The organism is Paenibacillus sp. JNU01 (assembly GCF_059130585.1).
Genome location: NZ_CP169723.1, coordinates 5161809 through 5186307 on the forward strand (window position 1 = coordinate 5161809; position 24499 = coordinate 5186307).

Consider the following 24499-nt stretch of genomic DNA (forward strand, 5'->3'; position numbering starts at 1 on the left):
TCTTAATTTCTTTCGTAACTGTGAATTTGAAATTTGGAGAGTTGTGGTTTATAAGTGGATAATGAAGCTATAGCAAACGCTACATCAGGTGAACCAGGATGAATAGACGTTGGGCGATACGGCAGGGGAGACATTTACTGTCCGTAGTCTGCTTTTAGAACCATCCTAATATTAGGAAACCAGATTCAAAGGTTTTTCCCACCCTCCACATAAACCATAATCGCTTCATACAAAAACCTCAAAAATTCCTCATCTCCAAACTGATCAAAATAACCCGCATAGCGACGATCCGTCGTATAGGCTTCTGCAATACATCTCAGAATCTCAGCATCACAACTCATAAACTGCTCCAGACAACCCTTCCATTCTCCCACCAACACTTGCACCTCACCAGAAGCAGGGGACAGATGCTGATGCTTTGCCAACTCCCGAAATACCTGCTCCATATTGATCGAGAACTGCTGGTAGGCTTGTTCTTGCTCTTCCGCAGACAGCTGGTTCACATTCGCTTCGAATTCCTGATATTTCTCGGTATCTCCGTAGACGAACTTTGCCTCGGATTCATATTGCTCTTGAATGGACAGAATGGAAGAATCATCAAACAGATGAAGATGAGAGATATCTCTCCCATCCACATACTCGTCCAACTGGTCGATGATGGTTTCGAGCTTTTGTTTGCGTTGAACGAGTGTACTGCGGTGCTCTCTTAGAATATCTTTTTGTTTGTCTTTCGAAAGTTGCATCATGGCTGCAATGTCTTTCAAGGAGAAATTCATTTCTTTGAACAGAAGAATCATTTGCAGATTCCCGAGTGCCTCTTGATCGTAATACCGATAGCCATTGTCCTCGACTTTGCTCGGTTTCAATAGATCTGTTTTATCATAATAGTGTAGTGCACGTTTGGTGATGCCTGTGATCTGAATGATATCTTTAACGGTGAAATAGGGTTTCTTCATTCCAAAAGTCCTTTGTTTCAGCAAGGATAACACTTGCCGGAGTGATGGTTGCTTCGGTGATTGGTGTACCTGTTTTGTTCAGATAATATTGAATTAGGTGATAACCGCAGGCATAACCAGCCGCATAGGGCATACCTACGGGCGTGAAATTTTGCAGTGTGGCAAGTCCATCGCCGTATAGATACGGATTAATCTGTTCAAAACCAGTGACATGCAGCTGATCTTTCATCTTCGGCTTGATTACGTTGTTCAAAGTCTCCATATCCGTTTTGGCTACCCAGGGGCCTAGCAACTCTTCTCCATAAAGGGATGTCGCAAAGCTCTCAGCCAACCCCTCGCTAACAACCATCTCGCCAAGCGTAATCTGTGGGTTCCACTGAATATATTGATATCTCACGTTATGATTGCATTCATGGGCTAACACGGATTGCATACGAGGTAGAGTATATCTACTCGGGATCAGGTTCGCAATAATATAACCGGGGATTCCACCGTCTCCGCTGATACCTTCGTTCATGGTCAGTGAAGGGCTATTCTTATCGCCCAATAAAATGGTATATAGATATTCGGAAACGGATAGCTCAATCCCGTGCTCTATAAAGGTGGATAGACTCGTATGAACAGCTTCATGACACTGTTGCCAAAATGCTTCAGACGAGATCGCAGCTAACGATTCGTTAATCTCAGGTGTGATATCTGCGGGAGCAATATTCATAAAGTTATTCATCATGATCACGTCGAAGCCATTAGGCTCTTGAGATCGAAACGGGATCTGTTGTATGTTCCATTTGTTCATAAAAGGACTCATCATTCGCTCGCGGTATAACTCTAATTTCTCATCGGGTGCAGCCTGGATGATCTCCTCATAGATTAGATCTGAACGTAACGCGGTAATCTTCATACCTGATCTCTCCTTTTTATTCGCTTGAGATCATTATCAAGTATGACCTAACGTAACAGTCAAGCGTTGATGTTAGGCTGCTGGCTCTCTGCATGATTCTTCATCTTTATCGTGAATACTAGCGCAGACAGGATATAGATCAAGCTTAGCAAGAGATAAGGGAGTTGCAGCGAGAATACGCGATCGAACGTCGTTTCACTAACCCGCACCAATAATCCGCCGAGAAGCGTACCAATAGCACTGATGCCAAAGGATAGAAAGCGAAACACACTTCCGACCCGGCCAAGCATCTCATTAGGAACGGAACGTTGCAGGATGGAGGAACGGGTCACATTGTAGACAATAATGAAAAATGCAGCACAGAAGTACAGACTGCCTACCAAGTACGCATTAGTAGTAAGACCCACCACACCGTAGATGATTCCCATGCACAGAATGGAGGAGATAATTAATTGTTTTGTACTCCATTTCTTGCGCATATATGCAACAGCCTGGCTTCCTACAATGCTGCCGATGGTTGCGATGGAGATGAGCATACCGAATGCAAAAGCATCCAACCGAAGCACATCTCGTACAAAGAAGATCTGAGTAGCCAGAATGATCGAATACATCAGCGTAATGGTGACAGACAGAATGGCTAATCCGCGGAGAAAACGATCATGATAGACATATTGAATACCGGACCACATCTCGCGTTTCCAATTCATCATCGGGCGAACTTGCTTCTTGGTTGTTTCGGTATCTCCTGGGTAGAAGTTTCCCTTCAAACTGATCAAAAAGAGCAGAGCAATAACAGCCGTTACCGCGTCTATGGCAAAAGGAAAAACAATATGCAGGGTTATGATGAATCCTCCCAGAGCAACGCCCAGAATATCACTTGTGATTAACTGTCCGGCGGTGAACTGTCCATTGGCTTTTTCCAACTTACTCTCATCTACCAGTTGAGGGATAACCGTCTGCACCGTACTGTCGAATACGACCCGGCTAAGCCCAATCCCGAACATGAACAGAGCCAGAATCGGAATGCTCACCCATCCTCCCCAGATACATAACGTCAGAGCAAGCAGAAGGATCATTCGTGTAAAGCCAGCCCCAATCAGCATATGTTTGCGTGAGTACCGGTCGATGAGAACACCCACGGGCAGACTGAAGAGAAGCCAGGGTAGACGAAGTGCCGTCATGGTGACAGAGGCATACAGCGTATCGCTTGTAAGTGTTGATATGAGCCAGGGAACCGCAGCGAGCGTCAGTCCATCACCCAAAAAGGTAAGCGAAAATGCACCGAATAACTTGGTATAGTTCGACTTGATTTTCATCGTTCCCTCCACCAATAAGATGTAAAGCATAGCTACAAGAAGATTGGGAAATAATGTGTTTTTACTTAATAACAATGTAAGTTATTGCAAAATGGTTTTCAATCCTATTTTTACATTAAATAACTTCACAAAACGCTTACAAACTTTCAATTCTACCCTACCTTTTCCGCTGCGAAGCTGAGATAATGGGAGAGGAATAAGGCATGAAACAGATGCGACAACCATGTTCACCAACAGCCCAAAAATAAAAGCTGCACATCCATAGGAGGATTATTAATGACGACACAACCATTGAATCTGATCCAATCCACGGAGGGTCAAGCCTTGCTTGCCCAAATGTATGGACAATCACAAGTAGCGGAACAGACTGCACGTTACACGAAGTTGAACGCAACGTTCGAAGAGTACTTTGGCGCACAAGAAGGAAGCAAGTTGTTCAGCGCGTCAGGACGCAGTGAGATTGGCGGCAATCACACCGATCATAACCATGGTAAAGTGCTGGCGGGCAGCATTACGCTGGATACGATTGCAGTGGCAGCACCAACTGCGGAGTCGGTTATTACCTTTTACTCAGAAGGCTATGACAAGAAATATGTAATCGATCTCACGGACCTCACGCCAAATACGGAAGACGATGGCACAACAGCATTGATTCGCGGTATGGCTGCGGGATTTGGAGAATTCGGATATAAGGTAGGCGGATTCCAAGCATACCTCTCCAGTAACGTGTTCTCGGCATCTGGAGTGAGTTCTTCGGCGTCATTCGAAATGTTGATCTGTACGATTTTGAATCACTTCTATAATGATGGAGCAATGGATGTTGTCACTTTGGCCAAAATCGGTCAGTATGCGGAGAACCATTATTGGAACAAACCTTCCGGTCTGCTGGATCAGATGGCTTGTGCGTACGGCGGACTGATTGCCATTGATTTTGAAAATCCTGCACAGCCTGTTATCGAGCCTGTTCAATGGGATTTCCAACAGAACGGTTACTCATTGGTCATTGTAAATACGGGCGGCAATCACGCCGATCTAACGGAAGATTACGCGGCTGTGCCCAATGAGATGAGAGCGGTTGCTCAGGCGCTGGGCAGTGAGTATGTTCGGGAAATTACGGCAGACGAAATCTACGCCAACCTCAAGAAGGTTCGTGAAGCGGCTGGAGATCGTGCCGTGCTGCGTGCACTTCATTTCCTGGAGGAAAATAATCGTGTCGATGGTGAGGTTCAGGCGTTGCGTGATGGACGTTTTGCTGATTTCCTGAAACTGATTACCGCGTCCGGTAACTCGTCATGGAAGTGGCTGCAGAATGTATATCAGAGTGGTGCTGTGAAGGAGCAAGAGATTGGCATCGCGCTGGCACTGACCGAGAATTATCTGCAAAACCTGGGCGACGGCGCTTGTCGGATTCATGGTGGTGGATTCGCAGGGGTTATCCTTACAATTCTTCCGAACGAAAAAGTGGAAGAGTATATGTCTTGGATGCACGACATGTTGGACACGCCAATTATTGTTGTTAATGTGCGTGCACAGGGTGCGGTGTGCCTGAATGCATTGATTGCCTAATGTAAACAGATACGAAGAATGGCTGAACTGAAATCTCATATGTAACAAAAAGCGGTTATTTGCCCCAGATATGGTCAGGGTGAATTACCGCTTTTTGTTATGCGAAATGCAAGATTAGTGCATGAAAATGATGTATATATTTACTCAAAACACCCTCAAAACATAGGATTGTAAAGAGAGTGTTCTTTTTCGTGTCGAAATTTGTAATAAAATGTACCGAATTTAAATAATAGATAATATCCCTTTAAAACATACTTCAGGGTATTGAAGTGATTTTTGTTTTTATATGTAGAAAAATGACAAAATATAGAGTATAGTTAAGGGATAATTTAACTATTTTTTTCTATGAATTAGGATGTAAAGATGAATATTGGATTTTGGTAGTTTTAAAAGCAATGAATCTAGTAACGGGGGATGGATATGAGCTCATTCAGAAACTGGCTTAACTCAACCAAGCAAGGTCTTGAGGACCAGGTTAAACGATTCAAGAATAAAGATTTTATGGATGCGGTAGTAGCAGGCTGTGCCTTAGTTGCTTTTGCGGATGGAAGCGTTGATGCTTCAGAGAAGAATAAGATGGCGGGATACATAAATCTGAGTCAGGAATTGAAAGTATTTGATATGGCGGTTGTTATCGAACGTTTCAATCATTATGTCAATAACTTTGAGTTTTCTCCCGAGATCGGGAAACAGGAAGCTTTGAAAGCAATTGCCAAGTTTAAGTCGAAGCCTGAAGTTGGCCGTGTCATTGTAGGTGTGTGTAGTGCGATTGGTGCTGCTGATGGTAATTTTGATGATCAAGAGCGCAGAATCGTAGCTGAAATTTGCACGGTTCTTGGTTTGAACCCGGGTGAATTTAGTCTGTAGCCCTCTAGGCATCTGAAGATGAAAGGAGGTGAATATCAGTGGCTGGTATTAATTTGGTCAAGGGACAGAAAATCGATCTAACCAAGGGTAAAGCAGGATTAACTCAAGTCATCGCCGGTTTGGGTTGGGACCCAGTAGCCTCCAAGGGATTCTTCGGAAGAAAGAAGCAGGCGAATATCGATTGTGATGCTTCGGCATTGCTGTTGGATGAGCATGGTCGTCTAACGAAGGAAACCAATCTGGTCTGTTTCCATAACAAGCAAAGTTTGTGTAGATCTGTAGTTCATTCAGGAGATAATCTAACGGGCGAGGGTGAAGGAGACGATGAGCAAATCAGAATCAACCTCTCCTCCGTACCTGCCGATGTTCATAGAATTCTTATCGTTGTAAACATCTATGATTGTGTGAATCGCAAACAGGATTTTGGCATGATTGAGCGTGCATATATCCGCATTTTGGATGGGAAAAACTCTCAAGAGCTGGTCAAGTTTAACCTATCCGATAGTTATTCAGGCATGACAGCCCTCATCTGTGGCGAAATGTATCGACATGGTGCAGAGTGGAAGTTCTCTGCAATCGGTGAAGGTGCTCATGCGGTACATATCGATGAGCTTGCTCGTCGTTATACGTAGTAAATGATTACGCATAATGCAATTTTGCATCTAATTATATCGTGAAGCGGAGATGAATCGAATGGCTATCAATCTATCCAAAGGTCAGAAGATCGACTTAACCAAAACAAATCCAGGGTTGGCCAAAATCACTGTAGGTTTGGGCTGGGATACCAATAAGTATGATGGCGGTAAGGATTTTGACCTGGATGTATCCGTGTTCTGTGCGAATGCTGACGGTAAGGTTAACGGAGAAAAGAATTTTATTTTCTTTAATAATCCGCAAAATGAAAATGGTTCCGTTGTTCATACGGGTGACAACCGTACGGGTGAAGGGGATGGCGATGATGAGCAAGTGAAAATCGACCTGCCTAACGTTCCGGCAGATGTCGAGAAAATTGCATTCACCATTACCATCTATGAAGCACAGGAGCGCAGCCAGAATTTTGGACAGGTATCCCGCGCATATGTACGTATCGTAAACGAAGCGAATTCGGAGGAATTGATCCGTTTCGACCTTGGTGAAGATTTCTCCATTGAAACAGGTGTTGTGGTTGGAGAGTTGTACCGTCATAGCGGTGAGTGGAAATTCAGCGCGATTGGTAGCGGTTATCAGGATGGTCTGGTTGGCCTTACACGGGATTATGGTTTGCAATAGGCTCCAGTGAATATATCCATTTTTGACCTTATACAAGACAGGGAAGCCGTCGATTAGACGGTTTTCCTTTTCATTACTGTAGGCATCTCTCATGAAGAAAGGTGGACGAATATATGACAATTAGTTTGGCTAAAGGACAACGTATTGATCTGACCAAAACAAACCCTGGTTTGACAAAAGTTGTGGTGGGCCTTGGATGGGATACCAATAAATATAGCGGCGGAGTCGATTTTGACTTGGATGCTTCAGCATTTTTGCTTCATGAAGACGGTAAAGCCAAAGGAACGGACGATTTTGTATTTTACAACAATCCAACGGGCGGTGCCGGGTCACTAACCCACACGGGAGATAACCGTACAGGTGAGGGAGAAGGCGATGATGAGCAGATTATCGTCGACTTCAGCAAAGTTCCTGCGAATATTACCCGGATCGGTATTACCGTAACGATCTATGATTATGAAGCACGTGCACAAAATTTTGGACAGGTGTCCAACGCTTTTGTTCGCGTCGTAGATGCGTCCAACGAACGTGAAGTTCTGCGTTATGATCTTGGAGAAGACTTCTCGACGGAAACGGCTGTTGTTTTCTGTGAATTTTACCGCTCAGGTTCGGACTGGAAGTTCCAGGCAATCGGTAGTGGTTTCGCCGGTGGACTTGCTGCGCTCTGCGAGAACTACGGATTAGATGCCAAATAGGAGAAGAAAGGTGAATCTGTTATGGCTGTAACTGTCGTCAAAGGGCAAAAAACGGACCTGACCAAAACCAATCCGGGACTTTCACGTCTTACGATTGGTATTGGTTGGGATTCTCCTTCAGCGCTTGAACTTGATACATCTGCATTCCTTCTCGGGGCTGGTGGTAAAGTATCCGGTGATGAAGATTTTATCTTCTATAACCAGCCGACAACGGCATTTATTACGTACAAGGATACACCGCAGCAATCGGATAAAAAGCAATTTGATATTGATCTGAGCAAAATACCTGCCCGTATTGAGAAAATTGCGTTCAGTCTGACCATCTATGAAGGTGAGTCCAGAAACCAAAGCTTTGGTCAGGTTCAGAATACCTATATTCGCTTTGGGAATGCCAGTAACGGACAGGAAGCATTGAGATATGATCTGGCTAGTGGATTTACCGTGGAAACGGCGATCGTCATTGGCGAGTTATATCGACATAACGGAGAATGGAAGTTTAATGCGATTGGCTCCGGTTTTGCCGGGGGACTAAATGCATTGTGTGGCAATTTTGGCGTGAGCGTCGAGGATAATGCTTCATCTTCACAACCTGCTCCTCCTGTACCTCAGCCCCCAGCGCCGAAGCCTCCAGCTCCGCCAGCTCAACCGCCTCAACCCAAGATTGAACTGAATCTGAACAAGATTGAGCTGAAGAAAAAAGGCGATACGATTAACCTGAAGAAAAATGCAGGCGGACTCGGAGAGATTTTAATCAATCTCAACTGGAATCAACAGACCAACCGAGGGCTGTTCGGGCGAAACAAGAGTGTGGATCTGGATCTCGGTTGCCTCTATGAAATGATGGATGGCAGTAAAGGGGTCATACAGGCTCTTGGAGAATCATTCGGGTCCCTTAACCGATATCCGTACATAGCTCTGGACGGGGATGACCGGACAGGGTCAGTGATGACCGGAGAGAATCTTCGTATTAATGGTGAACGTGTTGCTCATATCAAGCGCATCCTCGTGTTCACTTACATTTATGAAGGTGTCAAAAACTGGTCACAGGCTGATGGAGTCGTAACGATTAACCAGAAAGACGGTCCTGATATTATCGTCCGCATGAATGAACATGGAAGTTCCTTGGGAATGTGTGGTATTGCCATGTTTCGCAACGTGAATGATGAGACGTTCAGTATTGAAAGAATTGTCCAGTTCTACAATGGACACCGCGCCCTGGATGAAGCTCACGGGTGGGGAATGCGCTGGACTGCCGGCAGTAAATAACAATTTGAGTTAGCGGAGGCTGCCTTTTCATGTTTAGTGATTTCTTTAAAAGCATTAGTGAGAACTACGGCCATTTCTTCTCTTGGACAGAGATTGTAGCCACACTATCTGACCCTGTAAGCTGGGGGATTATTGGTAGCTTGATCTTGCTGGAGGGGCTTCTGTCTGCGGATAACGCGCTGGTACTGGCTGTTATGGTTAAGCATCTGCCCAAGGAACAGCAGAAGCGGGCATTATTCTATGGTATCTTAGGAGCTTATATTTTCAGGTTTATTGCGATCGGGCTGGGGACATTCCTTGTCAAGATCACCCTGATTAAAGTGCTCGGAGCATTATACCTGTTATACATTGCCTACAAAGGACTATTCAAGTCTCAGGAAGACGAGAATCAGGAAGGCAAGCAATATTCATTCTGGAAAACCGTACTCATGGTCGAACTGATGGATATTGCTTTCAGTATTGACAGTGTTATTGCGGCGTTTGGTATTAGTGAACAGATTTGGGTACTTTTCCTCGGAGGTATCATCGGAGTACTCATGATGCGTGGTGTTGCGCAGATCTTCCTTAAACTTATTGACAAGTTTCCTGAACTGGAAAAAGCGGCATTTATCCTTATTGCTATTATTTCAGTGAAAATGATGTTGAGTGCTTTTGGTTTCCATATCTCCAACGTGATCTTCTTCTCGTTATTGGTCGCTGTATTTGCTGGAGCGATTCTCCTCGGTTCGGCAAGAAGAAAAAAGGAAAACAAAGGTCAGACCTCTTAAAAAATGTAACTCTGCCCTCAATCCCTCCGCTTCTTGGAGGGATTGGTTTTTATACCCCGACAGCATTCATTTTCATGCAGACTGACTTGAAGTCAGAAGATGCAAGGAGGAGAATAACCTGAAATATTTTAATTTTTTGAACTCTGAGGAGGAAGAAGCGCTATTTTTTTCTTCACCCGTATCGTTTAGTCATCGAACCTCCAAAGAAATACTGGCATATGCTGTTGGGGCTGCTTTGTACATGCCAGCCACCCGTCCGCATATTGCGGACGATATTATGAACGGTAAGCATGAAGGACTCACAACCATCATCATTGACCTGGAAGATGCAGTAGGTGACGAGCAAGTAGAATTTGCGGAGCAATGTTTGGCGCAGCAGCTTACATTTCTAACAGGGCACCTGGAGACGGGAAAGTTATCGCCCAATCAATTGCCTTTGCTTTTTGTCCGGACGAGGTCCCCGGAGCAGCTGGAACATCTTTTTGAGGTGTTAGGTGAGCGAATGACCTTGTTAACAGGTGTGGCACTTCCCAAGTTTGACTGTACGAATGGAAGGGCTTATCTGCAGCTTGTTCACGAATATAATCAGCAGAAAGACAGTACTCATCCACTCCTGTACGCTATGCCTATTTTGGAGACAGCGGGTGTGATCTATCGGGAAACACGCTGGGATACATTGATCCAAGTGAAACAGATTGTGGACGAGTATGCTCCCTATATCCTGAACATTCGAATTGGTGCAACGGATTTCTCAAGCTTGTTTGGTCTGAGACGAAGTCCGGAACTCACGATATATGATATTGCAACCATACGTGATTGCATATCCGATATCATCAATCTATATGGACGCGCAGACAACGGTTATGTAATATCCGGGCCGGTATGGGAGTATTTTAGCCAGCGGGAGCGTGTATTCAAGCCCCAATTAAGACAGACGCCATTCGAAGAATCACTAGGTAAGCCGGGCAAGAACCTGAGAATGAAATACATCTCTAACTCTATGGATGGACTCATGCGTGAGGTCATGATGGATAAGGAGAATGGCATTGTCGGAAAAACGATCATTCATCCAACACAGATCAAGCCCGTTCAGGCGATGTATGTCGTAACGCATGAAGAATTCATGGACGCACAGGGCATTGTAGGCCGTAATGACGGAAGCATGGGTGTTTTCAAAAGCACGTATACCAATAAGATGAACGAGATTAAACCACACTTGAGTTGGGCGAAACGAATTTTAATCCGATCACAAATATATGGGGTGTTACATGAACAGCAGCATTATGTCGGGCTCTTGCCCAAACATGAACAAACATACGTTTCCTATTCTTGATCAATTCCATGTCACGATTGAGACCACACATAATCCATTGGAAATTCCATTGGAGAATCTGTTCTCCATGGCGGCTCGATTGAATAAAAAACGATCATTTCTCTTTGTCAGTAAATTGCTTGGCAAGCATATTGCCGTCAATCCGTATACTTCACTGCTCAGCGGAGCGGCTCTGGCGGTTCTGCTGTATGAAGATTTAAGTCAAGGAGAAGACAAACGAATTGCAGCGTGGAAACAATGCATGGTCCGCGGATTAATTGATCCGGATCAAGCTCGTGAGGCTTATGAGTCTTTAATGAAAGTTCAGATGACTTTGCCTGAAGACGTGAGATTTGTCGGTTTTGCCGAGACAGCTACCGCTCTGGGACACAGCATGTACGAGCTGTTCGCTGATCGTGCAACGTATATTCATTCCACAAGAGAGTACCTGCCTGAAATCGAGCCGGATATTCAATTCGAGGAGGAGCATTCTCATGCGATGTCTCATCGCTGTTACGCTCTGGACTCGGAATCACTCGCAGAGGGTGGACCTCTTGTTCTTGTGGATGATGAGATCACAACGGGCAATACCACATTGAACATTATTCGGGATATCCAGCGCACCTATCCGCGCAAACAATATTATATTGCGTCTTTGCTGGATTGGCGGACTGATGCAGATGAGCAGAAATTCACAGCACTGGAACATGAACTTGGAATAACGATCACTCCACTATGCTTGTTAAAAGGAAAAATTCAGGTGATGGGCGAACCATCTATCGATGCTTCTGGAGAGAAGACGGGTACTGAATCCGCATCGTTGATACATGTTATATCTGTTGCCGGTGAACTGGAGCCATGGCGCGCTGTATCTGCGGATTCGAAGGGGAATCGCTGGTCGGCTCCTTATCTTCGGTACACAGGCCGATTCGGCATTCATTCAAGTCATAATGCTGGTCTGGACTCAGGTATCTCCAGGATCGCAGCCCTGTTGCGAGAAAAAAGGAAGGGCCGGCATACCCTTGTGATGGGTACAGGGGAGTTTATGCATATTCCGATGCGAGTTGCCGCTGAGATGGGTGACGGGGTGATGTATCAGTCCACGACTCGGAGCCCAATCCATACGGTGAATCGTCCAGGATATGCAGTTGTTGCAGGTGAAGGATATGCTTCGCCAGAAGATCCGACTGTTCGCAATTATATATACAATGTATTACCTGGGCAATATGATGAGATTTTTGTTTTGATGGAAAGACATATGTCTGAAGAACGAATGCAGCCTATGCTGGATGTATTGTCCCAACTCGGATGTAAGCAAATATACGTGGTGTACTGCGGTGTTCCACAGGAGGGCTGAGAAGACAGCTATGAACTTACCTACAATTGAGAGTGTGCTGAAGCGCAAAGTTAAATCACCTGACCCACTAGGCAGTTATGACCCGTCTGACGTTGTATTTCTGTTGAAGGATTTAAGTAATATTCAGTTGGAAAAAGAGACCGGAGAGCGTGAACAAGCCATTCAGTCGGGTGTGCATTATTCGGAAATGCTGCCCGTGGAGTATCACCCTACGGATGAATATATTGAGTTGTTCCATGATACATTGGCGCAATCTGCAGAGAAGGTCGCTATGGCTGCCGCCGTTGTAGCGGAGATGATCGTGCGCAAGAGGGGACTGGATACCGTTCTGGTCTCGCTCGCTCGTGCCGGAACGCCAATTGGCATTTTGGTCAAACGTTATATTTCCATGAAATATAATGTGGATATGCCTCATTACAGTATTTCCATTATTCGTGGAAAAGGGATTGATGAGAACGCCATTCTATATATTTGGCAGCAGCATGGACTCCATGCACCTATTCAATTCATTGATGGCTGGACAGGCAAGGGAGCCATTCGCAAGGTGCTGGTGGAAGCTTGTGAAAGCCTGAATGAACGTTATAGCATCAGATTGGATGATGATCTTGCCGTGTTGGCCGATCCCGGGCAATGCTCGGCTACATATGGAACCCGAGAAGATTACCTGATCCCAAGCGCTTGTCTGAACTCAACCGTATCCGGCCTAATGAGCCGTACCGTACTGCGGGATGACCTCATCGGACCGGAAGACTTCCATGGAGCCAAGTGGTACAAAGAGTGGGCTTCATCCGATCTGTCCAACGTGTTTGTGGACCAGGTATCTGATTACTTTGCCAAAGTTGAACAGGAGGCATCCCTTCAAGCGGATGAAGCACTTGCTCATCCCCCCGAAGTGACCTGGCAGGGAATGCAGGATATCCAATCCATTCAACAGGCATTCGGTATCGGTGATGTGAATCTGATCAAGCCAGGGATCGGAGAGACGACGCGGGTACTATTGCGCCGTGTACCTTGGAAGATCCTGATTGATCGTCCGAACAATCCTAATCTGAGACATATTATGCTGCTCGCACAAGACCGGGGTGTCCCGGTTGAAGTGTTCCCTGGATTGAGCTATTCATGCTGCGGTATTATTCAATCGGTAAAGGGGGGCGGCGAATGATTTATGCAAGTGATCTGGATCAGACCCTGATCTATTCCCGGCGTTCGATGGGCGTTTCCGAGGATGCCCCAGGACTCGTCCCAGCCGAATGGATTCGTGGTGAATTATCAGCCTTTATGTCAGCCGAGGCGTTGCATCGTCTCAAGACTCTCCCCGAAGATATTATATTTATCCCTGTGACTACACGGACAGTGGAGCAGTACCAGCGTATTCGGATTTTTCAGCAGGATGTCATTCCGGCTTATGCGATAACGAGTAATGGTGGAAATATTCTAATTAACGGTGAAGTGGACCTGGCCTGGAACGAATATGTTCGTTCTCAGCTTCAACAGCATTCGGCTACGGCAGATGAGGTAAGACAGATGTTTGGTGATGTGCTGAACAGCGACTGGGTTGCAGGGGAGCGACTATGTGATGAGTTGTTCTATGCCTTTGTCATTCATCGTGACCGTATGCCGTTAGAGCAAGTTACAGAGAAGATTCAGGCGTTGGGAGCGTTGGGATGGGGGGCTTCCATCCAAGGGCGCAAGCTGTACCTTGTTCCTTCTGGAGTGAACAAGAGCGCTGCGGTAGAACATGTTCGACAGCAGATCGGACATGTTCCTGTTATAGCCTCTGGGGACTCTTTACTGGATCGTTGTTTACTCGATTTCGCAGATTATGCTATTGCTCCACGGCATGGCGAACTTTACCGGGAGAAGCAGCGGAATCCCGATGTGATCCCTTACCAGTTCACCGAACAATCCGGTATATTTGCCGCCGATGAGATATTGGAATATGTCCGCTCTACACACCATGTTGCGATAGGAGATGCCGTCTCATGAACAAGACCCGTATTTATTTTAATCGTTGGTTCTCGGTGGCGTATCACTATATGAATCTGATTCGAAACAACGAAGATGGTATGCAGTTCGAGATCTACGGCACGCATTCCGATCCGAATAACATGGCACTCCAGGGATGTGATCATGCGGAGTTGGAACCAAAGGTTACGGGAAAAGAGTATGTTGATTTCTGTCTTGATTTTTGTCGTAGACATCAGATCCATATATTTATCCCACGTCTCCATATGCTGGATATCAGTAAGAATGCTCATCTTTTCGAAGAGATCGGCACCAAGGTTCTGGTTTGCAAGGATACAGAGTTGTTGGAACAATTGATGGAGAAAGACCGTTTCTATGAATCTGTACGTGAACTGGGAATCATGAATATTCCGGATTACTTCACTGTCAGCAATGCCTCCCAATTCAAACAGGCCTATGATGCACTTTCCAACACTGGACATGAGGTGTGTTTCAAACCATGTAATGGTGAAGGCGGCATGGGATTCCGGGTGATCGACAATAGTCGTAATCCATTGGAAGAGTTGTTTGGGCACACTCAGAACCGTATCTCTTTTGAAGATGCTTTCCGTGCCTTTTCTACTGTGGAGTCCTTTCCAAACATTATGGTCATGGAACGTCTCGAAGGTTATGAATACAGTATAGATTGTTTGGCTGACAGTGAGGGGAATCTGCTCGCGGCTGTGCCTCGCTGCAAAGCAGGTGGACGACTAAGAAGGCTTGAAGAGCATGCTGAACTATTAAAAATTGCAAGTGATGTTGCTGCTGCTTATCGCATTCCATATAACTTCAACATCCAGATGAAATATCGTAAAGAGACTCCGAAACTTCTGGAGATTAATCCAAGAATGTCCGGGGGATTACATGTGTCCTGCCTTTCGGGAATCAATTTCCCATATCTGGCTGTGAAGCTGGCTCTGGGTTATGAAGTCGGTCCCCTTTCTCCGCAATACGGTATATTGGGATGTCATGTGGAACAACCATTAATTATGGATACGCAGAAAGTTAGAAGCCATTAGAGATTAGTTTCCAAACATTGACACCTTCTGACTGGTTTTCTTACAATACGATTATGAAGATGATCTTGATAATTACACAGGAATCAAGTGATCAAGTGCAGTCTTCATTTGTTCATTGTATATCATGTGTTGTTACAGGCAGGAGGATAAACGATGTTACGCATAACAAAAATCGGGCTGGGTGCGCTGATTGGATATGGCCTTGCGGCTGTAAGCAGTCCCTTTGTTCCTGAATTTGTATCATGGGCAATCCCGGCTTTGGCGACAATGGCCGGAGGCATAATTCCTTCACGGCCCCGTGGGCCAATCATTGAGACATCTGGTTCTGACCCCGATCGCAGAAGAGTTGTTGAAATGAACGGCGGAGCAGGGGAACAAGCTGTGGGTAATCGATCTGCTAACCAGGAGGTCAGTCCGACCACTGAACGTGCAGAAACCTCTGGACGATCGGAAGCAGGACGTTCGCCACAACAAGAAGAATCAGATCCTATTTTTGGTCCAGTCATTGAATATCTCGAAGTTTTGGAAGATATGGTGATCTCTGAGGGCCAAAAAAATGAACTGGACAATGAAATTGTGGAGAAGTCGTTAGCCCTTTTTGCCAGATTGCAGCGAGTCATTCCGGCACTGAAAGAGTTAAACAACGGGGATATTAACCATACGATGCGCAGATTGATTTTGAAAGATTTAAATGGTTTTATTAACCCTTTTCTTCGTTTGAGTGGAGAAGCCAAGCGAACCAATCGCAGAATGTTGTTAAATGGCCTGAAGGATGTCGATTCCAAGATTTCAGAGATTGTATCTACAATCGAACATAAAGATCTATTGGAGCTTCAGAACAAAGCAGAGCTTATTCATCAAAGGTATAATAGCTCCGAATTATAGGAGGGATGGTTGGTATGGCAACGGAATATATTCAATTAAAACAGGATGACCAGCAGCGGATTAATCAGGAGGCAACCCAATTAATTCAAAAGGTATCGCAAACCGATGCTGTTCAACTGGATTTATTAATGGATGATATCGGCAAGCTGGGTGTGAAGACACAGGAAAAAGCGGGACAAACGCTGAAAATGCTGGATCGACCTGTGAATGATCTCATGTCCGGCAATCGGGCTGAAGTGTCCACGATGATCTTGAAGCTGAGAGATGAGTGTGAAAGTTTACAGCAGAGCAAAAACGTTAGTTTTGTAGGGCGGTTACTGCGCAAAAGTCCACTGAAGAACTATGTCTACCGTTACCAGTCTGTGCGAACCAATATTGATAGTATTATTAATGGTTTACGGGATGGGAAGGACAATCTGGAAGAGAGCATTGTGAGTATGCGTCAGTTAAAACGGTCTTCCATTCAGGAGATTTATAACCTGCAAACCAAAATTGCTTTTGGTAATCAGTTGAAGGATCTGTTTGAGGCAGAGATTGCCAAGCCTGAGAATGAGAGCCGCAAGGCTCACTTGGAGCGTGGATTGCGTAAGGTGGTTACCCGCACTCAATCCATGACCGAAATGATCATGCTGTATAATCAAGCTATTGCAGCTACGGATATTATTAATGATAATAATGATAAACTTATTGATTCCGTGAACAATGCCATTGATAAGACAGCCAATCTGATTACGGTATCTGCCATGATTGCCATGGCTTTGAATGATCAGGAGAAGGTCATTTCCGCTGTGGAAGCAACTAATAAAACAATTGAAGAACAGTTCAAGGAAAATGCCAGATTACTGCGTACAACGACAGAAAAGACCAATAATTTGTTAGCCAAACCGGCCATGTCCATGGAATCGGTGAACCAGGCCATCGGAGATCTGATGTCTGCTCTCGATCTGTCTGAGCAGTCCAATCGCCGCATTATCGAGAGCTGTAATGACTATACAGCCAAGATGACTGCGCTCAATGCAGGCATGAGTGAAAGGTTGGGTCTGGAGGCTCCCAAGGCGGGGAATATTCAAGCTAAAAACCAACCCGATGCCAACTCGTTAAGCTCTTATTTGGATTAGTTTTACATTTGGTTTCTATGTTTGAGTTTCATATTTTTTTTCATAGGATTGAAGTAGAGAGGCGCTGGTGCGTCTCTTTTTTGCGTCTATAGCTTGAATTCATAGAAATCCTTAAGGTCGAGATCGATGCAGGTTTATTCAATTTTTCAAGCGGGAATACTGGGCATATACTGCATTCTATTGCATACCATATGTATATATGTTGCAGCTTCATAATGAAAGGGGCCAGGGGTATGTTATCTCTCATTATTGCCGGTATTGCCTGTGTATTAATCGTTGTTGCAAGTAGCGAGAAGGCTGAGTCGATTGCGGAGTTGAATGACCGTTAAACTTCTGTATTTTTTATGGAGCATTTGATAGAATGAAGGTAAACTTTGGAAGTGTGTGAAGGAGATTACTTAACATGCTGGAATTTTCATTCGAAATTATTGACGAGACCAAGATTAACATTCAGTACAAATACGGCAGTCAGATTTTTAATTTTAATCTGTTTTGGTCCAATGGACATTGGACATTGCATCCATTTGATGGCATTCTAATCGAGAATCGGGATATGTGCAGCCTAATTGTTGCGGACTTGCTGAAGAACAAGGATTTTCACGTGATGCTTGCAAAAGAAAAGATCATGCTATCTCATTTGCGAACTACCGTAAATCTTCAGCCTGACGATCCGGAACAATTCGAAGTAAATCCTCGAATCGATGATCGTTCATATCAGGGTGATGATGGTCTTATGAGTTACATAGAAAATCATAGTTTTGAAGAGATACTTCAGCAAGAACAGCAGCAGATTCATGCAAGAGTGGAGTTTTTTCAAGAGATCATTCAAAAAATGTTCATGGAAGGCATCGGACCCGAAGACCCTGATTTTAGCAAGGTTCAATCGATTATTCGAATATACAAGGATACATTTGATAGGCTGGGGAATATCAGCGATAATCATATGGGAGATTACAATAACAAAAGATGGTAGAGTTATGACTCTGATATATTGGTGGAAGGTCAACCATCCAAAATAATAATGAAGTGTGCATTAATCCAAGTCCGGGCCATGCCGGGCTTTTTGGTTTATTCATTTTTTTTGTGAAAACGTCAAACTTTGCAGGTCTGTAATGTGTTATTTAAGTAATGTAGTGGCATATTTAGGTGGGGAATACAAATATATAGGCATGTTAGTGAGGTTCGATAAGGTCAGGTGCGGTCTCTCAATAATGTGCTCATGGGAGGAAGGATCAGATGATTACACCTACAGTAGCAAGGCAGGAAGAGGCTCAATTATACGAGGAGTTACGGCGTGCGATCGAAGAATTCGAAGAGGGCGAGCATCGACAAACCGTTCTGAATCGGATGATCAGACAGCTCAGGTTCGCCAAATGGCGTAAAGATCGGATGCGCAAAGTCGATGCATACTGCCAAAGGATCAAGCCCGCGACATTATGGATTATCTTAACCACAGGTGCTCTGGTGCCCGTCTTGTTATTCACGATGTTCATCTGGGTATCTCTATGGGTAGAGTAGCAGGCAACTAGAGAAATAAGGAGAGATCAATTCCGTATGTTATTTATTGTGTTTTTGATTGCGCTCGTATTTGGTGTTTTGTTGATTTTTCGAATGGATGAGGATAGAAGGTTAAAAGCCGGAGCGCTGACCGTGGTCGTGTTCAGTATTTTGCTGTGTATGCTACTCATATTCCAAATGGGTAGTTACGGAGGCGATTCTTTTAGCTATCTGGGGTTTTTCAACATGTCGTATGGAGCGGCCAACGTATGGATTCACATCTTTATTGTGACGACGCTGGCGGGGTTACTGACGTATCTCGGTGCGAGTGAGTAGCAGAGAAGTGAGGTTAGACCGTGAGGGGAGTTGGTCAGGACTACTCGTCACAGTCTAACCTTTTGCATATAAAGAAGTGTAACTAATCTCATAAAAGAGCCTTGCTTTTTTTACAAGGATGAGTCACTCGGGTAAACAGAACCAATACTGTTTAGTGTAAATCATGAGTATTCTTGTTCAAAGATTGTACGTTTCCCTGAATGTACTGGTGGTAATCGCGGAAGCTGCTGATGTGATGCAAGGAATCGGAATTCTCGGATTGAATCTTAATCTTGCCATCCTGAGGCAATTTCTTCATCTCGGCAATGACCGATTTGGAACCTTGAATATCACCTGACATGTCCTGAATTCGCTGTAATAAAGCGGGATGTCCTTCATGCTGGAGCATTTCGGCGAGTGGCCTCATCTCCTCCAGCTTCTGGCTCGACCGATCAAGCACGGTCATTACTTTGTCTCCATCTGTGCTTGCACTAAGTGAAACCATCCGGTGGATATGATCTTTCTCCATACGCTCAAGTGCTTCGAGATGGGAAGCTTCCAGTCGTTTGGGATCGCTCCAACTCTCCGATCGGACGGTGTCATTCTGCTGCTGGGAAGCATTATTCGCAGTGCCATTGCCACATCCCCATAACAAAGTTGAGCAAGTTAACACAGCTCCAACAGCAATCATACTTTTTAATCTCATACTGTCACTCCTTCGATAATTTCCTGAAGGTAGTATGAGCAATTATATCCAAAATGATGCTTACTCGCTTCATTTCTTTCCCAGTATGTAATGAATGAACTTTTAAAATCGAGAATGCATATCTTCGCTAATTTTTGTAGCCTGTATTTTTACGTGAAATTGCAACGGTACGTAACGAGGTGAAAAATATTGAATCTTTATACTAATAACATCTGTCGCTGGACCATCAATCTTCTGTATCCTGCCATTATCTTTGTCTTCCAGAGCTGGGGACCGATACTGGATACTTGGACAGGTCCTATTTTGTTCGTCGCGGTGTTCTGCTTTCTATGGAGCGATGTGAAAGATATGTTCCTTTCTACGGGCTTGACATGGTTTATTGGCATCCCGTGCTGGTGGTATTGGATTGAGCGTCCGAAACCATCATTCGGTGCTGAGAATTTTGCCGCACATCTATGGTTAATTGTACTGATATATATTGTCTTCGTGCTTATTCCTCAGACGTTGGTCCTGACTACGCGGTTGCGGGTCATGGATTATTATAAGAAATGAAAGTTACAAGACCTCGCTATGAACGGTCTGACTCCTGCGGTAATCCAGCAACTGATCGAGGAGATGATATGGGACATAAAAGGTCTGAACGACGAAGGATATATTATCTACTCATCTCTTGATAATGAAGAGTAGGAGGTGAATTATAACCTAAAAAAATAAGCCATCCTCCTGTGTTGTTCCTCATGATAAGCGGGATGGCTTGGTTCTATACTTTTCTCTTATATTTTCCTGTATATGGGATCGTAAGGTGTATATTGAGTTCCTCAATAGAATCCTCGGATAGAATTAATTTTTCTCCGTCACCGGATAACTTGTGCCACAATTTCGGGTCTTTGCGGTACAGTTTTTCTTGCAGGCCGAATACATCAACTCCTCGTTCCAAGCCATGGCGATACGTTTCCATAATCTGTTCTTTTAGTTTATCTTCACTTACCCGGGTCATTTCATCGTATGGCATGGGAACCAGATATTCATATAATGCTGTTAGATATTTGGCATCAATAGAGAATGTGACGTGATCTCCGTGGATAATCGGTTTAATTTTAATGGTAGGCAGACCAACACTGAGAGCACCGTAGATGACATTGTCCTTCTGGATCAGCAAGGGTGCTCGGCGCATGCCTTTGACCAGCCAGTGGTAACCCGGTAGATCATTGTGTGACATGAACTCAAAATTCTTTCCCGTCCTCTCGAAAAAGGCTCCTTCGATCAGGAACAGATCATGTTCTTTTTTATTTTGGAGCCAGAGTTCCTTATTCAAAGAAATGACTGGTAGATACGTCGTAGTTGCTGGATCATTGTGCGTTGCAATCAATTCGAAGCTGAGAACGGGTGCAAATAAAGAGTTTTCCATGTAACTGGGCAAAGGATTGTGGAGGATGCTATCCAGCGGTGAAAGATTGTAGATGGATGCTGTGCTCAAAATATCCAGTAAGGGTTCACGTGTACCATATACCCAGGTGGTATAACGGGCTTCGGGGAAGCGCCCGAGCATGTCAAACACATCCTTGATGTGTTTGTTATTCAACACTCCGTCTGCAAGTACAATCGCGGTCACATGTCCCCAGGCAATGTGTAATTGTGAGGCACGCCATAATTCGTTCATCGCGAGACTCATTGTCTTCCCTTCAGCATGACCAACCCAGATCGGAGGTGCTTCCGCAGTTTTGCTGGAGCTCTCACTCTTGGCTATACTCGAAAAGTCCAGGGTCTGTACATAAATGTGATACATACCGTCTTTGAAATCGATACCGATCGCCTTTGCATAGTCTACCTGCTGAATTTCGTATGCACTCCAGCATCCGGTCGTCATGAGGACTAGGGAAAGACTCAACAATCCTAGCACACAGCGACGCAACAGTCTGTTCATCGTTCATTACCTTCCTTGCGCGGTTTCTGCGTCTCCAAATAGACAGGTCTGCGTTTGCCAATGCCCGTTGGCATTTTGAATAAAGATGAGAGGGCTTGTTTGAAACTCAGTGGGGTTAAAGGCGTCAGATAGGGGATGCCAAATGACTTGAGATCAGTCAGGTAGATGAGAAACAAAATCATCGACAGAATGAACCCATAGATGCCCAGTGTTACCCCTAAGACAAAACATAGAAAACGAAGAATCAGGATGGAACTTGTCATAACTTGATTGACAATGGTTGCCCCAGCAACCACCGTTACTGCAATAACGACAATCATCAACGGGGATACCATACCGGCACGGATGGCTGAGTCCCCGATAATCAAGCCACCCACGACCGTTAAGGTCTGACCGATTGCGCTTGGCAAACGAACCCCGGCTTCCCGGAACAATTCCATCAGCAACATGATTAGAAACATTTCTATGCCCGATTCCATAGGCAAACCCATCCGTCCAACAGATATTGTTGCCACGAGTGGAAAAGGAATCTGATCCATATGAAAAGAGGTTAACGCAATATAAAATCCGGGCAAAAATATGGTGACCAACAGACCGATAAACCTCAACATGCGACCTACATTGACAGGTAAAAAAGGAAAGCTGGCATCTTCTGGTGATTTGAGCAACAGAAACAGATTAACGGGTCCGATGATTGCACTGGGATTACCATCTACAATAAGAATGAAGCGACCATTGAGCAAGCATTCTGCTGCAAAGTCTGGCCTGCCGGTATAGTGAGTTAACGGAAATAAGGTGATCTTGGCAGGTGATAACAACTCTTCAAGTTCATTGGCCGTCATGATACGCTCTGTTTGGATTGTGCGTAGACGATGCTTGACTTCATCAATTAATTCCGAATTGGCAATGTTCTTGATATACATCAATGCTACCTTGGTGGCTGACCGTGAGCCAATAAGTTCGATATTGCAGGCTAATTGGTTGGTACGCAGTCTGGTACGAATCAAAGCGACATTCACTGCAAGAGGTTCGATAAAACCATCCCTCGCTCCACGGATGGATACTTCTGTCGTGGATTCTTCCGGTGTCCGTGTAGGTATGTTGGAAATGTCTAGGCTCCACATGGCTTGAAGAGAGGGGAGGCAGATGAGAATATGTCCTTCAAATACACGTAGGGACATAAGTTCAGTCCCATACGCCGGATCATTCAGATCAACAGTGCTCCACTGGAGACTGATGTTTTTTTCGATGTCAGAAATGCGAACAAAATGAGTTGATTCATAGGTCCTTTTCAAATCTGGCAGAATGATATCATAGATGGCTTGAGTATCGACCATACCGCTGCAATAGCACATAATCAGCTTCATTTGCGAATCGCCAAATATATGTTTATCGATGATGACATCATCAGACCCGGCAAAAAAGGTTGTCAGATTGTGTTCGGTCATATGGAAAGGTGTATTCGGTTCAGTTTTTGTTGGTGTTGTTTTGGGTGGATTCGACATGTTGAGCAACCTCCTTGTCCTTTTTGTGAATGAGAGCGGCCAGCGTTAACAGGACAGTAACGATTGCCACATAAGCGAGCATGACGGGAAACTGGATATGGTCCACATAATAATCCACATAATCAATGCGCCACCACTGGATGGCAAAAGCGCACATAACGAATGAGATACAGAGAATGGTGATATATCGCTTCTTCGGTCTGCGGATATCCAGCAGGTCCACGATAAGATATATCGAGATGGCTACTCGGGCGAATGAACCGCTCAGCCATTGGTAAATGGAGAGAAAATCCACGTGCTGAAACAACTTGCCGATATTCACAAGTTTCCATTGTTCATAGGGACTGTTTCGCTGTTTGGCAGCCTCTTCCGGGCCAAATTCCACAATGGCTCCCATGGTAGGTCCAATGGCCATACTGATCATGAAAATTCCAAGTAACAGGACATGCCACCAGCGCAGTTTGCTTTTGATCTCATGCTGGAATAACATTAGAATCCAAATCTCCATTAGTCCGGCAAGAGAATAGATCATACCCCGCATAATCGGAGCGAAGCCGTGTTCCATCATGGGGAATAACTGACCATAATCTTTATACTTCATATTGGCAGACATGACGAAGTAGCCAAGCAGAATAACTAGTGGCAGAAGGATGCTCGAAGTCATGGCAATAGAACGGATTCCTTTAGCTGCTGACCATGCTGCAACAAGTACACCGACTCCGGCTAACACATAGGTGGGTGTGAACGGTAGATAGGTAGATACCGTCCAGTTCGTTGTTTCATATAAAGTATGTGTCCCTAACGCAAGCAGCAAAATTGCAGCGGTTATGCGAAAAATCCACGATGGAATAATGCCAAACTCTCGGGTGATCCAATCGGTTAACCGCTGTCCACGCACGCGCCGAATAACGATAAACATCATGCATAGAAACAACATGAAGAGCGGTGCAGCTACAACAACTGACAACCAGCCGTCCCGACCAGCCTCTTCAAGAATTGCAGGAATGGACAAGACGTGACAGACCAGTCCGGCACTTAATAAAATGATGGAAAAGGATAGCCAGATCGTAATTTGACCTTTTTCCTGGCTCATGGCATTCACCGTCCGCTCAAGGTAGTTTCCGTTAGGTTGCACAGCATTTGGGAAATTGATTCCTTTTTCAGATTTTTTCACAAAAAGCTGCAAACGAGATGGACGGACTAACCAGAAAGCTATAACATACAGATATAGCAATGTCGAAGACAAGCACTGAG

Annotated in this window: 25 protein-coding genes; 18 read left to right on the top strand and 7 right to left on the bottom strand. The window is 44.8% G+C overall.

Annotated elements, in window-relative coordinates; all coding sequences use genetic code 11:
• Window positions 1-185: 185 nt before the first annotated feature.
• From NLBNIHML_RS22425 to NLBNIHML_RS22435, 3 genes are read right to left on the bottom strand one after another with little or no spacing between them, the layout of a single operon-like run.
• Window positions 186-956: a MerR family transcriptional regulator gene (locus NLBNIHML_RS22425; RefSeq protein ID WP_494352803.1), complete on the bottom strand. Its 771-nt coding sequence runs from the start codon at window positions 954-956 to the stop codon at window positions 186-188.
• Complete coding sequence (locus NLBNIHML_RS22430) at window positions 931-1857, bottom strand: DUF2268 domain-containing putative Zn-dependent protease (RefSeq protein ID WP_494352804.1); 927 nt, start codon at window positions 1855-1857, stop codon at window positions 931-933. Before NLBNIHML_RS22430 ends, NLBNIHML_RS22425 begins: the two co-directional genes overlap by 26 nt.
• Before the next feature lie 59 nt (window positions 1858-1916).
• Window positions 1917-3173, bottom strand: coding sequence for an MFS transporter (locus NLBNIHML_RS22435; protein ID WP_494352805.1), 1257 nt, complete (start codon window positions 3171-3173; stop codon window positions 1917-1919).
• Between the two features lie 276 nt (window positions 3174-3449).
• On the opposite strand from NLBNIHML_RS22435, the gene NLBNIHML_RS22440 reads away from it, so the two are divergent.
• The 17 genes from NLBNIHML_RS22440 (at window position 3450) to NLBNIHML_RS22520 (ending at window position 19131) form a co-directional block, all read left to right on the top strand.
• Window positions 3450-4739, top strand: coding sequence for a galactokinase (locus tag NLBNIHML_RS22440; protein WP_494352806.1), 1290 nt, complete (start codon window positions 3450-3452; stop codon window positions 4737-4739).
• Between the two features lie 420 nt (window positions 4740-5159).
• Complete coding sequence (locus NLBNIHML_RS22445; RefSeq protein WP_494352807.1) at window positions 5160-5606, top strand: tellurite resistance TerB family protein; 447 nt, start codon at window positions 5160-5162, stop codon at window positions 5604-5606.
• A gap of 38 nt (window positions 5607-5644) precedes the next feature.
• Complete coding sequence (locus NLBNIHML_RS22450; RefSeq protein ID WP_339259079.1) at window positions 5645-6238, top strand: TerD family protein; 594 nt, start codon at window positions 5645-5647, stop codon at window positions 6236-6238.
• A 61-nt stretch (window positions 6239-6299) separates the two neighbouring features.
• Complete coding sequence (locus tag NLBNIHML_RS22455) at window positions 6300-6875, top strand: TerD family protein (RefSeq protein WP_090917591.1); 576 nt, start codon at window positions 6300-6302, stop codon at window positions 6873-6875.
• A 113-nt stretch (window positions 6876-6988) separates the two neighbouring features.
• A complete protein-coding gene (locus tag NLBNIHML_RS22460; protein ID WP_264934654.1) occupies window positions 6989-7570 on the top strand; it encodes a TerD family protein in 582 nt (193 codons plus the stop codon).
• 21 nt (window positions 7571-7591) lie between these two features.
• Complete coding sequence (locus NLBNIHML_RS22465; RefSeq protein ID WP_494352808.1) at window positions 7592-8836, top strand: TerD family protein; 1245 nt, start codon at window positions 7592-7594, stop codon at window positions 8834-8836.
• 29 nt (window positions 8837-8865) lie between these two features.
• Window positions 8866-9603, top strand: coding sequence for a TerC family protein (locus NLBNIHML_RS22470; RefSeq protein WP_339259088.1), 738 nt, complete (start codon window positions 8866-8868; stop codon window positions 9601-9603).
• Window positions 9604-9844: 241 nt separating this feature from the next.
• The gene (locus NLBNIHML_RS22475; protein ID WP_494352809.1) at window positions 9845-10936 is read left to right on the top strand and encodes an HpcH/HpaI aldolase/citrate lyase family protein; all 1092 of its coding nucleotides are present in this window, start codon (window positions 9845-9847) and stop codon (window positions 10934-10936) included.
• The gene (locus NLBNIHML_RS22480) at window positions 10872-12272 is read left to right on the top strand and encodes a phosphoribosyltransferase family protein (protein ID WP_342571979.1); all 1401 of its coding nucleotides are present in this window, start codon (window positions 10872-10874) and stop codon (window positions 12270-12272) included. Before NLBNIHML_RS22475 ends, NLBNIHML_RS22480 begins: the two co-directional genes overlap by 65 nt.
• 10 nt (window positions 12273-12282) lie before the next feature.
• Complete coding sequence (locus tag NLBNIHML_RS22485) at window positions 12283-13434, top strand: cysteine protease StiP family protein (RefSeq protein ID WP_494352810.1); 1152 nt, start codon at window positions 12283-12285, stop codon at window positions 13432-13434.
• On the top strand, window positions 13431-14258 hold the full coding sequence (locus NLBNIHML_RS22490) for an HAD family hydrolase (RefSeq protein WP_494352811.1): 828 nt from the start codon (window positions 13431-13433) through the stop codon (window positions 14256-14258). Before NLBNIHML_RS22485 ends, NLBNIHML_RS22490 begins: the two co-directional genes overlap by 4 nt.
• On the top strand, window positions 14255-15295 hold the full coding sequence (locus NLBNIHML_RS22495; RefSeq protein ID WP_494352812.1) for an ATP-grasp domain-containing protein: 1041 nt from the start codon (window positions 14255-14257) through the stop codon (window positions 15293-15295). The genes NLBNIHML_RS22490 and NLBNIHML_RS22495 overlap by 4 nt, the downstream gene beginning before the upstream one ends.
• Window positions 15296-15448: 153 nt before the next feature.
• A complete protein-coding gene (locus tag NLBNIHML_RS22500) occupies window positions 15449-16180 on the top strand; it encodes a hypothetical protein (protein ID WP_472474249.1) in 732 nt (243 codons plus the stop codon).
• 14 nt (window positions 16181-16194) lie between these two features.
• Window positions 16195-17298: a toxic anion resistance protein gene (locus NLBNIHML_RS22505; protein ID WP_494352813.1), complete on the top strand. Its 1104-nt coding sequence runs from the start codon at window positions 16195-16197 to the stop codon at window positions 17296-17298.
• Window positions 17299-17701: 403 nt separating this feature from the next.
• Window positions 17702-18271, top strand: coding sequence for a hypothetical protein (locus NLBNIHML_RS22510; RefSeq protein WP_494352814.1), 570 nt, complete (start codon window positions 17702-17704; stop codon window positions 18269-18271).
• A gap of 263 nt (window positions 18272-18534) precedes the next feature.
• Window positions 18535-18816, top strand: coding sequence for a hypothetical protein (locus NLBNIHML_RS22515; RefSeq protein WP_494352815.1), 282 nt, complete (start codon window positions 18535-18537; stop codon window positions 18814-18816).
• Window positions 18817-18852: 36 nt separating this feature from the next.
• Window positions 18853-19131, top strand: a complete 279-nt coding sequence (locus tag NLBNIHML_RS22520; RefSeq protein WP_339259103.1) for a hypothetical protein — start codon at window positions 18853-18855, stop codon at window positions 19129-19131.
• A gap of 151 nt (window positions 19132-19282) precedes the next feature.
• On the opposite strand, the gene NLBNIHML_RS22525 is transcribed toward NLBNIHML_RS22520, so the two are convergent.
• Window positions 19283-19816 (bottom strand): hypothetical protein, encoded by a 534-nt coding sequence (locus tag NLBNIHML_RS22525; RefSeq protein ID WP_339239937.1) that lies wholly within the window; start codon window positions 19814-19816, stop codon window positions 19283-19285.
• Between the two features lie 189 nt (window positions 19817-20005).
• Here NLBNIHML_RS22525 and NLBNIHML_RS22530 point away from each other — a divergent pair, with 189 nt between their 5' ends.
• Entirely contained in the window at window positions 20006-20368 is a 363-nt protein-coding gene (locus NLBNIHML_RS22530; RefSeq protein WP_494352816.1) for a hypothetical protein, read from the top strand.
• Window positions 20369-20576: 208 nt separating this feature from the next.
• Here the strand turns inward: NLBNIHML_RS22530 and NLBNIHML_RS22535 are convergent, their stop codons facing one another.
• The 3 genes from NLBNIHML_RS22535 to NLBNIHML_RS22545 are packed head-to-tail and all read right to left on the bottom strand — an operon-like array spanning window position 20577 to window position 24338.
• Window positions 20577-21740, bottom strand: a complete 1164-nt coding sequence (locus NLBNIHML_RS22535) for a Ger(x)C family spore germination protein (RefSeq protein ID WP_339239943.1) — start codon at window positions 21738-21740, stop codon at window positions 20577-20579.
• On the bottom strand, window positions 21737-23245 hold the full coding sequence (locus NLBNIHML_RS22540; protein ID WP_494352817.1) for a spore germination protein: 1509 nt from the start codon (window positions 23243-23245) through the stop codon (window positions 21737-21739). Before NLBNIHML_RS22540 ends, NLBNIHML_RS22535 begins: the two co-directional genes overlap by 4 nt.
• Window positions 23208-24338, bottom strand: coding sequence for a GerAB/ArcD/ProY family transporter (locus tag NLBNIHML_RS22545; RefSeq protein WP_494352818.1), 1131 nt, complete (start codon window positions 24336-24338; stop codon window positions 23208-23210). The genes NLBNIHML_RS22540 and NLBNIHML_RS22545 overlap by 38 nt, the downstream gene beginning before the upstream one ends.
• Window positions 24339-24499 lie beyond the last annotated feature (161 nt).

Bases quoted from the DNA above. Each gene is read 5' to 3' on its own strand.
- NLBNIHML_RS22495 (WP_494352812.1), top strand. From the start codon at position 14,255: ATGAACAAGACCCGTATTTATTTTAATCGTTGGTTCTCGGTGGCGTAT.
- NLBNIHML_RS22535 (WP_339239943.1), bottom strand. From the start codon at position 21,740: ATGAACAGACTGTTGCGTCGCTGTGTGCTAGGATTGTTGAGTCTTTCC.
- NLBNIHML_RS22480 (WP_342571979.1), top strand. From the start codon at position 10,872: ATGAACAGCAGCATTATGTCGGGCTCTTGCCCAAACATGAACAAACAT.
- NLBNIHML_RS22545 (WP_494352818.1), bottom strand. From the start codon at position 24,338: ATGAGCCAGGAAAAAGGTCAAATTACGATCTGGCTATCCTTTTCCATC.
- NLBNIHML_RS22455 (WP_090917591.1), top strand. From the start codon at position 6,300: ATGGCTATCAATCTATCCAAAGGTCAGAAGATCGACTTAACCAAAACA.
- NLBNIHML_RS22515 (WP_494352815.1), top strand. From the start codon at position 18,535: ATGATTACACCTACAGTAGCAAGGCAGGAAGAGGCTCAATTATACGAG.
- NLBNIHML_RS22430 (WP_494352804.1), bottom strand. From the start codon at position 1,857: ATGAAGATTACCGCGTTACGTTCAGATCTAATCTATGAGGAGATCATC.
- NLBNIHML_RS22440 (WP_494352806.1), top strand. From the start codon at position 3,450: ATGACGACACAACCATTGAATCTGATCCAATCCACGGAGGGTCAAGCC.
- NLBNIHML_RS22490 (WP_494352811.1), top strand. From the start codon at position 13,431: ATGATTTATGCAAGTGATCTGGATCAGACCCTGATCTATTCCCGGCGT.
- NLBNIHML_RS22505 (WP_494352813.1), top strand. From the start codon at position 16,195: ATGGCAACGGAATATATTCAATTAAAACAGGATGACCAGCAGCGGATT.
- NLBNIHML_RS22510 (WP_494352814.1), top strand. From the start codon at position 17,702: ATGCTGGAATTTTCATTCGAAATTATTGACGAGACCAAGATTAACATT.
- NLBNIHML_RS22520 (WP_339259103.1), top strand. From the start codon at position 18,853: ATGTTATTTATTGTGTTTTTGATTGCGCTCGTATTTGGTGTTTTGTTG.
- NLBNIHML_RS22525 (WP_339239937.1), bottom strand. From the start codon at position 19,816: ATGAGATTAAAAAGTATGATTGCTGTTGGAGCTGTGTTAACTTGCTCA.
- NLBNIHML_RS22435 (WP_494352805.1), bottom strand. From the start codon at position 3,173: ATGAAAATCAAGTCGAACTATACCAAGTTATTCGGTGCATTTTCGCTT.
- NLBNIHML_RS22540 (WP_494352817.1), bottom strand. From the start codon at position 23,245: ATGTCGAATCCACCCAAAACAACACCAACAAAAACTGAACCGAATACA.
- NLBNIHML_RS22445 (WP_494352807.1), top strand. From the start codon at position 5,160: ATGAGCTCATTCAGAAACTGGCTTAACTCAACCAAGCAAGGTCTTGAG.
- NLBNIHML_RS22425 (WP_494352803.1), bottom strand. From the start codon at position 956: ATGAAGAAACCCTATTTCACCGTTAAAGATATCATTCAGATCACAGGC.
- NLBNIHML_RS22470 (WP_339259088.1), top strand. From the start codon at position 8,866: ATGTTTAGTGATTTCTTTAAAAGCATTAGTGAGAACTACGGCCATTTC.
- NLBNIHML_RS22460 (WP_264934654.1), top strand. From the start codon at position 6,989: ATGACAATTAGTTTGGCTAAAGGACAACGTATTGATCTGACCAAAACA.
- NLBNIHML_RS22465 (WP_494352808.1), top strand. From the start codon at position 7,592: ATGGCTGTAACTGTCGTCAAAGGGCAAAAAACGGACCTGACCAAAACC.
- NLBNIHML_RS22500 (WP_472474249.1), top strand. From the start codon at position 15,449: ATGTTACGCATAACAAAAATCGGGCTGGGTGCGCTGATTGGATATGGC.
- NLBNIHML_RS22485 (WP_494352810.1), top strand. From the start codon at position 12,283: ATGAACTTACCTACAATTGAGAGTGTGCTGAAGCGCAAAGTTAAATCA.
- NLBNIHML_RS22475 (WP_494352809.1), top strand. From the start codon at position 9,845: ATGCCAGCCACCCGTCCGCATATTGCGGACGATATTATGAACGGTAAG.